The sequence below is a fragment of the Streptomyces tubercidicus genome, from assembly GCF_027497495.1.
In the GTDB taxonomy this organism is placed as follows: domain Bacteria; phylum Actinomycetota; class Actinomycetes; order Streptomycetales; family Streptomycetaceae; genus Streptomyces; species Streptomyces tubercidicus.
Map to the genome: position 1 here is coordinate 205,833 of NZ_CP114205.1, position 13,688 is coordinate 219,520.

Here is a 13,688-nt window from a genome sequence, read left to right on the forward strand (position 1 = left end):
CCCTCGGCGGTGGCGTCGCGGGAATCCGTCTCCCCGCGCTGGAGCCGTGCGCCCGCACGGGACGACACAACCGGCACCTAGGATGCCGATCGTGACTGACCCGTCCACGACATTCGTCGAGATCAACGGCCGTGCCACCGAGGCCGATCCCTTGCTGTTCGAGATGCTGAGCGGCGAGGGGCATTTCACGGCCATGCAGGTCAGGGGAGGCCGCGTACGCGGACTGGGGTTCCATCTGAACCGGCTGGACGCGGCCTCGCGTGAGCTGTTCGGTGTGGAGCTGGACGGCGAGCTGGTCCGCGGCAGGATCCGCCATGCCCTGCGGGGCGGGAGCCAGGACGCCGCCGTCCGGGTCTACGTCTACGATCCCGAGCCCGGCGACGGACCGGTCACGGTGGTGACCGTCCGGCCCCCGGTCCCCGAGCCCGAGGCCGCCCGGCGTCTGCGCAGTGTGGCCTACCAGCGACCCGCGGCCCATCTGAAGCATCTCGGCGGATTCGGGCAGGGGTATCACCTGCGCCGGGTGCGGCAGGAGGGGTTCGACGAGGCGCTTCTGGTGGCACCGGATGGCGCGGTGGCCGAGGGCGCGGTCACCAACATCGGCTTCGTCGAGGGCGGCACGGTCGTCTGGCCCGATGCGCCCGCCCTCCAGGGCACCACGATGCTGGTGCTCCGGCAGGAACTGGACCGGACCGGGATCCCCTGGACACAACGGCCGGTCCACACCGACGACTTGCCCTCCTTCGACGGTGCTTTCGTCGCCAACTCCCAAGGGGTTGCCGCCGTCTCGGCGATCGACGACACACCGTATCCGGCGGATGCGGAGCTGGTGCGTACGGTTCGCGGCCTCTACCGGGATGCCCCCTGGGACGAGATCTGACCGCTGCCCCTCAGGGGTCGTTTCGATCCCCTCGCTTGCACTGCGTACTCCGGCGCACACCGGCCGCAGGCAAGGGCCGTCCGCAACGAGAGGGCCCTTGCCCGGGTGGGACGCCAGGAGCAGGCTGAATGTATGGGCAACGCAGAGGGCCCCACCCTCATCACCTCCGTCCAGCGAGCGTTCCGACTGATGGAGGCGGTCGGCGCGCACGAGGGCGGTGCGCCGGCGAAGCAGCTGGCACGGGAGACGGGGCTGCCCCTGGCCACCACGTACCACCTCCTGCGCACGCTGGCGCACGACGGGTACATCCGGAAACTGGACGACGGCGGCTTCGTCCTGGGCGAGAAGCTGACCACGCTGCATACGGGCGGACGGGGCCAGGCGCTGCTGAGCCGGGTCCGCCCCGCACTCGCGGCGCTGCGGGACGAGCTCTCGGCCGCCGCCTACCTGACCTTCTACGAGGACGGCGAGATCCGCGTCGCCGAGATCGTCGACGGCCCGCGGACGCCGCGGGTGGACCTCTGGGTGGGCTTCGAGGACGCCGGGCACGCCACGGCGCTGGGCAAGTGCGTACTGCGCGAGCTGGACGACGACGCCCGCGACGACTACCTCGCACGGCATCCCCTCGCCGATCTCACACCGCGCACCATCACCGGCCGCGCCGAGCTGCTCCGACGGCTCGGCACGACACCGCTGGCGCCGGCGGTGACGGACATGGAGGAGTACGCCCTGGGGACCTTCTGCGTCGCGGTACCGGTGTACAGCGGCGAGATACTCGGCTCCCTGGGTGTGTCACTCCGGGTGGACCGGGCCTCCCGTATCGACGAGATCCGGAACCGGCTGATTCCGACAGCCGACCGTGTGACCAGGGGGCTTTCGCTCACTATCTGAAATTCCGGTCCTTGCGGCCGCCACTCTGCGCCCGTTTCCTAGATGAAACGGACATTTAGGCACGTAAGTGCCGTGAGCAGGGAAGCGAGCCGCGGACGAGGACATGCGCCCAGCCCGAATCCACCAGCACGACCACCGGCCGCAGTGGCAGCTTGCACATCCGCTCTCCGCTCTTCGGATGACTGCCCGGCGCTCCGCCCCGCCCCGGAGCGATGCGCCGTCCGGCGGCGCGGGCATCCGCCGGCACTTCGCCTCCGTAGTACCGGTGCTGATCATCGCGGCCGTCGCGGTCCTCGCCCTGGCGGGCGGCACCGGGATGAGCTGGCTGCCGCTGCTCGCCGTCGGCCCCGCGCTGGCCGCCGCCACCAGCGGGCCGTGGGGCGTGCTCCGCATCGGCGCGCTGGCCGTGGGGCTGGGCGCGGCCGTCGGCGTCCATGCCGGTACGCCGGACCGGGAGCTGGCCATCGTGCTGTCCGCGCTGTCCGCGCTGTCCGCCGTGACCTTGGCCAGCAGTCTGGCCGGTGCCCTGCGCAGGCGTCGTGAACAGGTATTGGCCCAGGTCCGCTCGGTCGCCGAGGCCGCGCAGCACGCCTTCCTCAAGCCGGTGCCCGCCACCGTGGGGCACTTCCAGGCGGCGGTCCGGTACAGCGCCGCCGCGGCCGAGGCACGGATCGGCGGTGACCTGTACGCCCTGGTGCCCACGCCGTTCGGTATCCGGCTCATCGTCGGCGACGTACGCGGGAAGGGGCTGCCGGCGGTCGGGGTCGCCGCCCTGGTCCTGGGCGTCTTCCGGGAGGCGGCCTACGACGAGCCGGATCTCCTGGATGTCGTCCACCGCATCGAGCGGAGCCTGGCGCGCAATCTCGGCCCGGATGACTTCGTCACCGCGGTGATCGCCGGCTACCCCGACGCCGACCGGATGGAGCTGGTCAACTGCGGGCATGCCGCCCCGCTGCTGGTCCAGGACTCGCGCGTGCTGCCCGTGGAGCCCGCCCGGCCCGCCCCGCCGCTCGGCCTGCGGGCACTTGCCGACGAGGCCCCGAGCCTCCAGGAAGTGGCCCTGGCCGACGGGAACCAGCTGCTGTTCTACACCGACGGTGTGACCGAGGCCCGCGACCACGAGCGGGAGTTCTACCCGCTCAGCGAGCGGCTGGCGGTGCACCTCTCGGAGGATCCGTCCCGCACGCTCGCCGCGCTCCATGAAGACCTGCTCACGCACGTGGGCGGAGAACTGCATGATGACGCCGCGCTGCTGCTGCTCCGGAGGCCGTGCGTCGGCCCGGCGGGAGCGGGTCGGGGCGCAGCAGCGGACGAGGTCGCGGCAGCGGACGGGGTCGGCGAGGCGGTAATTGGGTGATTGGCTGAACGTCCCGGGAACGAACCCGAACTCGGTCGCCCCGGTCAGCAGGAAGGCGGCGGGAGCATCTGCCTACAGTCGTTCCTGTTGCTGCTGTCGTTGCTGTTGCTTCTTTCGTTGCTGTTGCTTCTGTCGTTCATGTTGATCATGCCGCACGCCCCGACCGGTCGGCGGCACCGTAGTGGAGGGCGCTCAGATGTCGAAACCACCGCTTCCCGATGCGGCCGTCACCATGTTGGGCAAGGCCAACCCGGCGGTCATCACGACGCTGCGCCCGGACGGGCAGCCGGTCTCCACGGCCACCTGGTACCTGTGGGACAACGGCCGGGTGCTGGTCAACATGGACGAAGGACGCAAACGGCTGGCGCACCTCCGCAACGACCCCCGGGTCACCCTCACCGTGCTGGACGAGGGCAACTGGTACACGCATCTCAGCCTCATCGGCCATATCGCGGAAATCCGTACCGATGACTCTCTCACCGATATCGACCGGCTGGCGCAGCACTACAACGGCACGCCATACCCACAGCGGGACCGCGGCCGGGTCAGCGCCTGGATCGAAATCGACCGCTGGCACGGCTGGGGCACGTTGAAGGACAGCAACCAGGCCGGGGGGTGACGAGGGGGGCTGGGGCGGTGCAGTGGGGGGGCGGGCTTGGTCGGGTGCGACTTGAGGGCCCTTCCACTGGACGGTCAACTGGCCGCGTTGGGCTTGCCGTTGGAGATCTGCGGAGTCACTCGGTCCGCCGCTGCACCGCTCGCTGACGTACCGGCGGCGGGTGCGCCAAATTTCTCTTGATTCTGCGGCGGCGTCGTGACAGCATTCTTAATGCAACTTGAGTAGCGCTAGCGGATTGGCGATCGGCCGGCCCACTCCGCCAGTGCTGCTCTCACGCGTACGGCCGCTCCCCACCCGCGACCGCCGCCCCGCACTCCGCCGAAAGGACCACCCCCGCCGATGACCCAACGCACCACCGCGTTCCAGCAGATCCGCGTCTCCGACACGGACGCGGGTCCGTACGCCCTCACCTCCGGACCCGATGGCGCGCTGTGGTGCACCTTGGTCCACACAGGGCAGATCGTTCGCCTGACCCCGGACGGTCAACTCGACCGCTACGCACTGGACTCCGCATCTTGCGGACCGTCCGTCATCACCTCAGGGCCCGACGGCGCATTGTGGTTCACCCGAAGCCAGGACCATCGCATCGGACGGATCACCGTGACCGGCGAGGCGACCTCGTTCCCCCTCCCCACTCCGGGCAGCGGCCCCTTCGGCATAGCGTCCGCCCCGGATGGAGCGCTGTGGTTCACACAGCTGCACGGGGACCGGATCGGCCGCATCACCACGGACGGCAGGGTGACGGAATTCCCGCTGCCGCTCAGCGGCGCTTTCCCCTCGGCTCTCACCGTCGGACCCGATGACGCTCTGTGGTTCACCCTCAATCAAGCGCATGCGATCGGTCGCATCAGCCTCGATGGTGAGATCACCCTCCACCCTCTCCCCACCGCGGGCGCCGCACCCGTCGGCATCACCTGCGGCAGGGACGGCGCACTCTGGTTCGTGGAGATAGGTGCCGGCCAGATAGGCCGGATCACCACCGAGGGGCGGATCGATGAATTCTCCCTGCCGGACCCCGCGTCCCGGCCGCATGCGATCGTCGCCGGACCGGGCGGTGACTGCTGGTTCACCGAATGGGGAGCCAACCGCATCGGGTCCATCTCCCCTGACGGCCAAATCGAGGAGTACGACCTGCCGATCGCCTCGTCCGAACCGCACGGACTGGCCTTCGGGCCGGACGGAGCCCTCTACGTGGCCCTGGAGGTCGGAGCGATCGCCCGGCTGGCGCCCTAGGCACAGCGCGCGGCCCCCCGCTGCCTGCCGTAACGCCAGCCGCCAGCGGGCGGCGGTATCGCGGAACGGGAGCCCCGCCCGGTCTGGCGGAAGCCACGCATCGGCTCCGGTCGCTCAGCGCGCATGGTCCGCGACCCGGAGGTGTCGCTCCGGTGCCGGATCGCGGTGTCGCTGTGGGCGAGCTGTGTCCGGGTGTCACCATCGAGAGCACAGGCATCGCTCCGGCCGCAGGCGCAGCCGAGGATGCCGTGAAGGGACAGCGCACGGGGCCGAGGGTCGGTGGGCCGACGCCCCAGGAAGGGTGCCGCCATGAGCAGTCCTGCCGCCCGGGGGCGGATGCTGGGTGACCTTATTGCCGCGAGCCACGTGGTCACCCTGGACCAGATCCCGGACCTGGTCGCCAAGCACGCGGCCAAGGTCGGCTGGCTGGATGTGCAGATCTACCTCGCCGATCTGCAGCAGGTCATTCTGTGCCGGCTCAGCGGCCAGGCGGCCGCTTCCGGGGAAGGGAGCGAGCCGGCGGCGGATGTGCTGCGGGTGGAAGGCACGCTCGCCGGCCGGGCGTTCCAGACCGGGGGCATCGTCGCGGGTACCACCTCCGAGGCGGGCCAGTGGTGGGTGCCGGTGCTCGACGGCACCGAACGGCTGGGCGTGCTGCGCGCCACCGCCGCCCCGGATATGGAGATGGATGCCCAGGCCGCCCAGGACCTGCGCAATCTCGGCGGGCTGGTCGCGTTGATGATCGTCAGCAAGCGGGGCGCGAGCGACACGTACGCCCGGCTGGTGCGGCGCCGGAGGATGAATGTGGCCGCGGAGATGGAGTGGCGCGTCATGCCGCCCCGGACCTTCGCCACCGACCGGGTGCTGATCAGCGCGGTGATGGAGCCCGCCTATGAGGTCAGCGGCGATGTGTTCGACTACGCCATCGCCGAGGAGACCGTGCATCTGGCGCTCTTCGACGCCATGGGACACGACACGGCTGCCGGACTGACCGCGAACGTCGCCCTCGCCGCCAGCCGTAACCAACGCCGTCGGCACTGCGGAATCCTCCAGATCGCCGAGGCCGTGGAAGAGGCCCTGGTGGAGCAGTTCGACTCGAACCGCTTCGCCACCGGCATCCTGGCCGAGCTGAACGCCGCCACCGGAGTGCTGACCTGGACCAGCCTCGGACACCCACTGCCGGTGATCATCCGCAAGGGGCGCACGGCCCTGCCCCTGTCCTGCTCGCCCAGCCCTCCCATGGGCACCGACCTGGGGGTGCCGCCCACGCTCTGCCGGGACCAGCTGGAGCCCGGCGACCGTCTGCTGCTCCATACCGACGGCATCACCGAGGCACGTGATCACAGGGGACAGGAATTCGGCCTGGAGGGTTTTACCGATTTCCTTCTTCAGCACCATGCCGACGGACTGCCGGTGCCCGAGACGCTGCGGCGGCTGATCCGGCGTCATCTCGCGTACCACAACGAGCAGCTCGAAGACGACGCCACCGTGATGCTGCTGGAGTGGAGCGGTCCCACCCCGTACCGCCCCGCCCGCGTAGAAGCCCTCGCGGGTCTCCCCGAGCACACCACCCCCGCCACCGCCCTGCCCACCCCTTGGACCACCCGCGGCACAGACGCCCGGTGACGCCGTCCGCGGCAGGGCGGCGGGCCCGGTGGTTTCCGCTCCGCGGCCAGGGGCAAACGGAGTGCACCCTCGACGGCGAGGGAAACCCTGACAGCACCGCGCCGCGCGGACGCCCCATCCCCGCGACGCCACTCCCCCACTTCCTTCCCCCCGACAGGAGTTCACCCCGCATGACCGAGACTCATCACCACGCCCGGCAGGTGCGAGACTCCCGGACGGTACGAGCGGCGTTCCGTGCGGCGGCCTTCGTGCGGAACGGGCGGTGGCACCTTGAGATCGCCAGCCTGGACCGGGAGCCCGAGACCGGCGACACCGAGGCGCTGCTGGTCACCCTGTGGCCCGTCGAGGACACCCCGGACGGCAGCGGCTTCCCTGCCGGTCCGCTCCGCGAGCAACTGAACGAGAACGGCTTCGCGCTCGCCGACCCCGACCACGGCACCGGCGGCTGGACACCCACCGGCGACCGGGGCCACTACAGCGCGGAGTGCTACCCGACGGGCGAGACGACAACCTGACCCGGCGCGCCCGCCCAACTCGCCCGCCCAGCTGGCCCGCCCGGCAAGCCCGCCCACGTACACAGGAGGTGCCGGAAGGGCAAAGGGCACACCATGTGCCCCGCTGCCCTTCCGGCGCCGTCAGCTCAGCCGGTCTGCAGAGCCGCGTCGTCGAGGACGAAGCTGGTCTGGAGGCTGGTGTCTTCGGTGGCGGTGAAGGTCAGGGTGATCTGTTGTCCGACGTAGCGGCTCAGGTCCACCGTGCGCTGGGTGTAGCCACTGGAGGCGTCGGTGTTGGAGAGGGTCGCCAGGGTGGTGCTGCCCACCTTGACCTTGAAGGTGTCGTAGGCGACCCGATCGGTCTCATCGGTGTCGATGTGCAGCCAGTAGGTCAAGGTGGCCTTGCCGCATCCGGCGGGCACGGTCACCGACTGGCTGAGGGAATCGGTGGCGGAGCGGCCGTAGCCGCCGAGCCAGGCGAATCTGCTGCCGCCGTGGGCGGACTGACCGGAGTGCGCGCCGATCGCCCCGGTGTCCCCCGTCCAGGGCGTGGTGCCGCTTTCGAATCCGCCGTTGGTGAGGAGCTGTTGGCCCGTGCAGCCGCCGGTTCCCTTGACGGTGAGGGTGTAGGTCGTGGTGTGGGTGACGGACCCGGTCCCGGTGATGGTGAGGGGGTAGGTGCCGGGGGCGGTGCCCGCGGCGGTGGCGACGGTCATGGCCGAGCTGCTGCCGGAGGTCACCGAGGCGGGGTTGAAGGAGACGGTCACCCCGGCCGGAGCGCCCGACGCGGACAGCTTCACCGTCTGGGCGGATCCGCTGGTGGTGGCGGTGGAAATGGTGCTGGTGGCCGAGGCGCCCGGGTCGACGCTGCCGGTGGCCGGGGCGGCGGTCAGGGAGAAGTCGTTCGCCGGGGTGGAGTTGGTGACGGCGAGGTTCCACAGGGTGTAGGCGATGCCGTCGACGCTGCGGTTGAGTCCGGTGGCGTTGATGTTGCCGGTGGTGTCACAGGACTGGTGGTAGCAGGGGTCGTAGGCACGGCTGGCGGTGCCGCCCCATTTGGCCGCCTGCGCCGAGGTCTTGCGCGCACTGGCACCCATCGCGTACCCGGAGGTCGGGATGCCGGCCCGCTCGAAGGAGTAGTCGTCGGAGCGGCCGGCGCCCTCGGTGTTCTCCTCCGGTTGGAGGCCGAGGGAATCCCAGTACGCCTTCATCGGCTGGGCGGCGGCGGAGCTGACGTGGTTGATGAAGTAGCCGCCGTTGGTTGAGGCGATCATGTCGAAGTTGTAGTACGCCTTGATCTTCGACCGTTCGGCGGCGGCGAGGGAACTGACGTAGAAGTCGGAGCCGTTGAGGCCCTGCTCCTCGTCGGTCCACCAGGCGAAGCGGACCCGGGACGTCATGGCCGGGTGCTGTTCGGCGAGGGTGAGTGCCGTCTCCAGCAGCGCGGCCGAGCCGGAGCCGTTGTCGTTGATGCCCGGTCCCGCGCCGACGCTGTCGAGGTGGGAGCCGAACATATAGACCTTGGCGGCGTCGCCCTGCGGCCATTCGGCGATCAGGTTGGGTCCGGCTCCGGTGGCGCAGCCGGAGGTGCAGGGCTGTTCGGTGACGGTGTAGCCGGCTGCCTGGAGCTTGTTCTTGACGTAGGCGACGGAGTCCCGGTAGCCCTGTCCGCTGGATTTGCGGGTGCCGCCGTTGCGGGTGGCGATGTTGTTCAGCTCGGTGAGATGCGCCTGGACCTTGGCCACATCGACGTCCGGGGCATCGGCGGCGCGAGCGCTGCCGGCGTACTGGCCGGTGGATATCGCGGAGAGGGGCGGGTGGGTCCGGGGGGTCGCCGCGGCCGTGGGGGCTACGGCGAGCGCGGCCGCTCCGATGGTGGTCGCGAGGGTTACCCCGGCCACCGCGAATCTTCGAAACACCATGACTCCTTGAGGGGGTAGGGAGTGCTACCGACGGAGGTTCTGGTGGAGCGCCGGGCCGTGGCGGCGCCTGTCGTCCGGCCGGCTCCGACGAGGTGGGGCCCGTACGCGGCGGAAGAAGGCATGTCCATGACCCAAGCCGCCGTACCATCACACCGCGGCACCCATGGCGTCAACGGATGTTCCCGCGTGGAGCGGTGTTTGTCGAAAAACGGCAGATGGCGCCCGATATCCGGGCACTTACCGGTGCTGGTGACCGCTGCCGGACCGGGACGGCGAGCCCTCGGCGCCCTCGACAACACGGCGAACCCCCGCCCCGGCTCGGAAGCAGGGCGGGGGCAGAGGCCGGGGGAAGGGGCGGCGGCGCCGATTCCGTTCGCGCGTTTGACGTGCCGTCAAGTCACCTTGGCCTAGAGGAAGCTGACGTTCTGGGCGAGGGCGAGCCGGCTGGAGTAGTTGATGGTGTTGGTGGCGGAGCGCATGTAGGCGCGCCAGGCGTCGGAGCCGGACTCCCGGCCGCCACCGGTCTCCTTCTCGCCACCGAAGGCGCCGCCGATCTCGGCCCCGGAGGTGCCGATGTTGACATTGGCGATACCGCAGTCGGAGCCCTCCGCCGACAGGAAGAGTTCGGCCTCCTGCTGGTCACGGGTGAAGATGCTGGACGAGAGGCCCTGCGGGACATCGTTGTGCAGGGCGATGGCCTCTTCCAGCGTCTCGTAGGTCTGGACGTACAGGATGGGGGCGAAGGTCTCCTGGCGGACGACATCGGTCTGTGCGTCGACGCGGACGATGACCGGTTCGACGTAACTGGCGCGGGGTGCGGCATCGGCGAGGCACCGGCTGCCGCCGGCCAGGATCTTCCCGCCCTCCGCCTGGGCGCGGGTGAGGGCGTCCTGCATGGTGTCCAGGGCCTGCGGGGTGATGAGGGGGCCGACCAGCGTGCTCTCGTCGAAGGGGTCGCCGATGGGGAGCTTGCGGTAGGCGGCGGTCAGCCGGGCGATGAGGGTGTCGGCGATGTCCCGGTGGACGATGAGACGGCGCAGGGTGGTGCAGCGCTGCCCCGCGGTGCCGGCCGCGGCGAAGACGATGCCCTGGACGGCGAGGTCGAGATCGGCGGAGGGCGCGACGACGGCGGCGTTGTTCCCGCCGAGTTCCAGCAGGGTTCGGCCGAAGCGGGCGGCGACGCGGGGGCCGACCTCGCGGCCCATACGGGTCGATCCGGTGGCACTGACCAGCGCGACCCGGGGGTCGTCCACGAGCTTCTCGCCGACGGTGCGGTCGCCCAGCAGCAGACGGTGCACCTCGCGCGGCGCACCGACCTCTTCGGCGGCCCGGTCCAGCAGCCGGTCGCAGGCGAGCGAGATCAGCGGGGTGAGCTCGGAGGGCTTCCAGATCACGGTGTCGCCGCAGGCCAGGGCGACGGCGGTGTTCCACGACCAGACGGCGGCGGGGAAGTTGAACGCCGAGATCACTCCGACCACACCGAGCGGGTGCCAGGTTTCGGCGAGGCGGTGTCCGGGGCGCTCGGAGGCGATCGTACGGCCGTAGAGCTGGCGGGACAGGCCGACGGCGAAGTCGCAGATGTCGATCATTTCCTGGACCTCGCCGAGCGCCTCGGAGCGGATCTTGCCCGCTTCGATGGTGATGAGGTCGGCCAGGTCGCTCTTGTGGTCCCGGAGCAACTCCCCGAGGCGGCGGACGAGTTCGCCGCGGCGGGGCGCCGGGGTGGTGCGCCAGGTGAGGAACGCTTCGCGGGAGGCGGCGAGGGCGTCCTCGGTGTCGGCGGCGGTGGCGGCGCGCAGACCGAAGAGGTCTTCTCCGGTGATGGGGCTGCGGGCGTGGAAGTCGTCGCCTTCCTCGACGGTGACGCCGACGCGGGTGAGGGCGGCGCGGGCGCGGGTGCGCAGGTCCTCGGTGGTGGGGAGGGCGGTGGCGGTCATGGTGCTGCTCCTTGGGTGTGGAGGGGTCAGGTGACGGGCCGGCCGGGTCAGCCGGGCAGGCCGTCCAGGGCGAGTTCTCGGGCGACCTTCGCCAGGGAGCGGTCCTGCTGCTCCTCGTAGAGGTCGAAGGGGTCGAGGACGTCACGTCCGATCGCGCCGGAGAGCCAGGCGCTGTCGTAGGCGATGCCGGTGCGGTCGTTGTTCCTGGCGCCTTCGTCGCTGAGGTTGGACTGGAAGATGCCGGCCGCGGAGCGCGGCAGGAAGTCCTCGTAGACGAGGGGTTCGGCGCGGACCCAGCCCTGCGCCAGCAGCTCATCGAGGGCGGTGGGCGGGCGGCTGCCGTCCGCCGCCCGGCCGGGCACCGCGTGATAGGTGAAGTGCCCCAGGCCCTGGGCGGCGAGCGCGTGCTCGGTGTCGGGGAATTCCGACGCCCACAGGGCGCGGGCGACATCGGCCCGGTCGGCCTGCGGGTCGCGGGCGGCCAGTTCGTCGACGCGGGCGAGCAAGGCGTCGTAACGGGCCCGGCCCTGGCGGGTGAGGGCGATCCCGCGGGCTTCGACCTCGCCGAAGCGCACCCGCAGGGCTCCGCTGATCACCTTGCCGTCCGGGGTGCGCAGGGCGCGGGGTTCGGCGAGGGCACGGAAGGAGGTCTGGCGCAGCAGGACATCGGGGCCGTTCCACCGGGGCGGCCCCTGGATGGTGTCGATCATCTCGATGCCGCGCTCGGTCATCCGGTGGTAGAGCGCGTCGATGTCGAGGACGCGGGGGGTGAGGTGGTTGATATGGGTGCTGCGCACGCCTCCGATGTCCGCGGCGACGGCGGAGACCTGTTCCAGGGTTTCGTACCAGGCCTTGTCGACGGGCTCCGGAGAGAGTTCGAAGGCTTCGACGGCGAGGTGCAGGAACCGTTCGGCGTCCGTGTCGGACAGTTCTCCGGCGGCTTCCGCGCGGTCGGCGAGGGTCAGCAGTTCCGGCGGGAACAGCTGACGTCCGGCGAGGAAGGTTTCCAGCCGGGCGCGCAGCTCGGGGTCGAAGAACCGCGGGTCCGCCGGGGTGAGCATGGAGGTGAAAACGCGGAACGGATTCCGGGCCAGCTCTTCGCCGTCGACGGGGCGGAAGGCGGTCGAGACGACGGGGACCGCGCTGGCGGCGGCCTCCCGCAGGTCGTAGAAGCCGACCGGGTGCATGCCCAGGGCGCCGAAGATCCGGGCGACCTGTTCGAGTTCCGCGGGGGTGCCGACCCGGATGGCGCCGTGCCGTTCCTCGGTCACCCGGCCGATGGAGCCGAGGCGCTCGGCGTCGGCGCCCTGCTCGCGCAGCACGTCCTCGTTGACCTCGCGGGAGACATCCACGAGCGTGGTGTAGGCGGGGACTTCCCGCCCGTACATATCGGAGAGCCGCCGGGCGAAGGCGGCGCGCAGTTGCCACTGGCTGAACATCGGCAGGTCTGCCTTTCGGTCGGGGGAACTCACACCACGTGTGCTTCGGGGCGGGTTTCGGCACCGCTGGTGAACCGGTCGGCGCTGAGCGGGGTGACGTCCACGAACGGTGTGCGGTCGAGGTGGAGGTCGCGCATGATCTCGCCGACCGCGGGGGCCTGCAGGAAGCCGTGGCCGGAGAAGCCGGTGGCGTACAGGAAGTTGGGCAGCGTGGCGGAGCGTCCGATCAGGGCGTTGTGGTCGGGGGTGACCTCATACAGGCCGGCCCAGCCGCTGTTGGTCTCCATGTCGGCGAGGGCCGGGGCGCGGCGCCGTGCGGCGACGCGGAAGAGCTGGAGCCAGTCCGGGGTCCAGGTGGTGTCGAAGCCGTCGGCCTGTCCGGGGTCGGCGAGGCCGAAGAGCAGTCCGTCGTCGCTGTTGTGGAAGTAGGCCGTGGAGGCGAAGTCGATGGTGAAGGGGATACGCGGGGCGGGCGGGGCGAGCGGCGCGGTGAAGGCGAGCTGGCGACGCACCGGGCGCACGGGGAGGTGGACGCCCGCCATCGCACCGATCCGGGCGGACCAGGCGCCCGCGGCGCAGATGACCGTGGAGCAGGAGATCCGGCCGTGCTCGGTGTGCACGGCGGTGACCCGGTCGCCGGTGGTGTCGAGGCCGGTGACGGCGGTGTGCGGGGCGAAGACGACGCCCGCCCCCGCGGCGGCGCGCGCATAGCCCTGGACCGCCAGTCCGGGCCGGGCGTGGCCGTCGGTCGGGGAGTAGGCGGCGGCCACCAGCCCGTCGGTGCTGACGTAGGGGCACAGCTGCCGTGCCTCGCGGGGGCCGATCATGCGGCTGGGGACGCCGAAGCTGTTCTGGATGTCGACGCCGGACGCGAAGTCCGCGGCCTGCTCGTCGCTGGTGAGCAGGAAGAGATAGCCGACGCTGTCCAGCCGGATATCGGCGCCGGGCCGCCGCGGGAAGTCCTGCCAGGCGCGCAGACTCCGGCTGCCCAGTGCGATGTTGAGCGGGTCGGAGAACTGTGCCCGCACACCGCCGATCGGCTTGCCCGAGCTGCCGCTGCCCAGCTCGCCCCGTTCGACGACCACGATGTTCTGGACGCCGGCCTCGGCCAGATGGAACGCGATGCTGGTACCGATCACGCCGCCGCCGACGATCACCACATCGGCGGTGGGCGGGAGGGTGCGGGAGGTGGATGACTTGGACAAGAGGCCGATCCCTTCCGAAGGCCCGGACCTGTGCCGGTGGGCGTCCGTCCGGCACATCGGCTGGGCTGTCAGTGCATGGCGAGAA

The 13,688-nt window shown here is 70.9% G+C and carries 11 protein-coding genes; 7 read left to right on the plus strand and 4 right to left on the minus strand.

Features of this window, described 5'->3' with window-relative positions; genetic code table 11:
* The first annotated feature begins 82 nt into the window (after positions 1–82).
* The 7 genes from STRTU_RS00915 to STRTU_RS00945 all read left to right on the plus strand — a co-directional run bounded on the left by STRTU_RS00915 (position 83) and on the right by STRTU_RS00945 (position 7,121).
* On the plus strand, positions 83–880 hold the full coding sequence (locus STRTU_RS00915; protein ID WP_389853120.1) for an aminotransferase class IV: 798 nt from the start codon (positions 83–85) through the stop codon (positions 878–880).
* A gap of 132 nt (positions 881–1,012) precedes the next feature.
* A complete protein-coding gene (locus tag STRTU_RS00920; RefSeq protein WP_269777189.1) occupies positions 1,013–1,771 on the plus strand; it encodes an IclR family transcriptional regulator in 759 nt (252 codons plus the stop codon).
* 103 nt (positions 1,772–1,874) lie between these two features.
* Positions 1,875–3,128, plus strand: coding sequence for a PP2C family protein-serine/threonine phosphatase (locus STRTU_RS00925; protein ID WP_269777190.1), 1,254 nt, complete (start codon positions 1,875–1,877; stop codon positions 3,126–3,128).
* 196 nt (positions 3,129–3,324) lie between these two features.
* Entirely contained in the window at positions 3,325–3,747 is a 423-nt protein-coding gene (locus STRTU_RS00930) for a PPOX class F420-dependent oxidoreductase (RefSeq protein WP_269777191.1), read from the plus strand.
* A 339-nt stretch (positions 3,748–4,086) separates the two neighbouring features.
* Positions 4,087–4,980, plus strand: a complete 894-nt coding sequence (locus tag STRTU_RS00935; protein WP_269777192.1) for a Vgb family protein — start codon at positions 4,087–4,089, stop codon at positions 4,978–4,980.
* Between the two features lie 336 nt (positions 4,981–5,316).
* A complete protein-coding gene (locus STRTU_RS00940; protein WP_269777443.1) occupies positions 5,317–6,606 on the plus strand; it encodes a PP2C family protein-serine/threonine phosphatase in 1,290 nt (429 codons plus the stop codon).
* A gap of 170 nt (positions 6,607–6,776) precedes the next feature.
* Positions 6,777–7,121, plus strand: coding sequence for a hypothetical protein (locus STRTU_RS00945; protein WP_269777193.1), 345 nt, complete (start codon positions 6,777–6,779; stop codon positions 7,119–7,121).
* 125 nt (positions 7,122–7,246) lie between these two features.
* Here the strand turns inward: STRTU_RS00945 and STRTU_RS00950 are convergent, their stop codons facing one another.
* The 4 genes from STRTU_RS00950 to STRTU_RS00965 form a co-directional block, all read right to left on the minus strand.
* Positions 7,247–9,022, minus strand: coding sequence for a M28 family peptidase (locus tag STRTU_RS00950; protein ID WP_269777194.1), 1,776 nt, complete (start codon positions 9,020–9,022; stop codon positions 7,247–7,249).
* 407 nt (positions 9,023–9,429) lie between these two features.
* Positions 9,430–10,959, minus strand: a complete 1,530-nt coding sequence (gene amaB / locus STRTU_RS00955) for an L-piperidine-6-carboxylate dehydrogenase (RefSeq protein ID WP_269777195.1) — start codon at positions 10,957–10,959, stop codon at positions 9,430–9,432.
* A 47-nt stretch (positions 10,960–11,006) separates the two neighbouring features.
* Positions 11,007–12,398: a 2-oxoadipate dioxygenase/decarboxylase gene (gene hglS / locus STRTU_RS00960; RefSeq protein ID WP_269777444.1), complete on the minus strand. Its 1,392-nt coding sequence runs from the start codon at positions 12,396–12,398 to the stop codon at positions 11,007–11,009.
* A gap of 29 nt (positions 12,399–12,427) precedes the next feature.
* Positions 12,428–13,603 (minus strand): NAD(P)/FAD-dependent oxidoreductase, encoded by a 1,176-nt coding sequence (locus STRTU_RS00965; protein WP_269777196.1) that lies wholly within the window; start codon positions 13,601–13,603, stop codon positions 12,428–12,430.
* Positions 13,604–13,688 lie beyond the last annotated feature (85 nt).

What these genes read in the sequence shown, in the direction of transcription:
- amaB (WP_269777195.1), bottom strand. Translation starts at nt 10,959, where the DNA reads ATGACCGCCACCGCCCTCCCCACCACCGAGGACCTGCGCACCCGCGCC.
- STRTU_RS00945 (WP_269777193.1), top strand. Translation starts at nt 6,777, where the DNA reads ATGACCGAGACTCATCACCACGCCCGGCAGGTGCGAGACTCCCGGACG.
- STRTU_RS00940 (WP_269777443.1), top strand. Translation starts at nt 5,317, where the DNA reads ATGCTGGGTGACCTTATTGCCGCGAGCCACGTGGTCACCCTGGACCAG.
- STRTU_RS00920 (WP_269777189.1), top strand. Translation starts at nt 1,013, where the DNA reads ATGGGCAACGCAGAGGGCCCCACCCTCATCACCTCCGTCCAGCGAGCG.
- hglS (WP_269777444.1), bottom strand. Translation starts at nt 12,398, where the DNA reads ATGTTCAGCCAGTGGCAACTGCGCGCCGCCTTCGCCCGGCGGCTCTCC.
- STRTU_RS00915 (WP_389853120.1), top strand. Translation starts at nt 83, where the DNA reads ATGCCGATCGTGACTGACCCGTCCACGACATTCGTCGAGATCAACGGC.
- STRTU_RS00950 (WP_269777194.1), bottom strand. Translation starts at nt 9,022, where the DNA reads ATGGTGTTTCGAAGATTCGCGGTGGCCGGGGTAACCCTCGCGACCACC.
- STRTU_RS00930 (WP_269777191.1), top strand. Translation starts at nt 3,325, where the DNA reads ATGTCGAAACCACCGCTTCCCGATGCGGCCGTCACCATGTTGGGCAAG.
- STRTU_RS00925 (WP_269777190.1), top strand. Translation starts at nt 1,875, where the DNA reads ATGCGCCCAGCCCGAATCCACCAGCACGACCACCGGCCGCAGTGGCAG.
- STRTU_RS00935 (WP_269777192.1), top strand. Translation starts at nt 4,087, where the DNA reads ATGACCCAACGCACCACCGCGTTCCAGCAGATCCGCGTCTCCGACACG.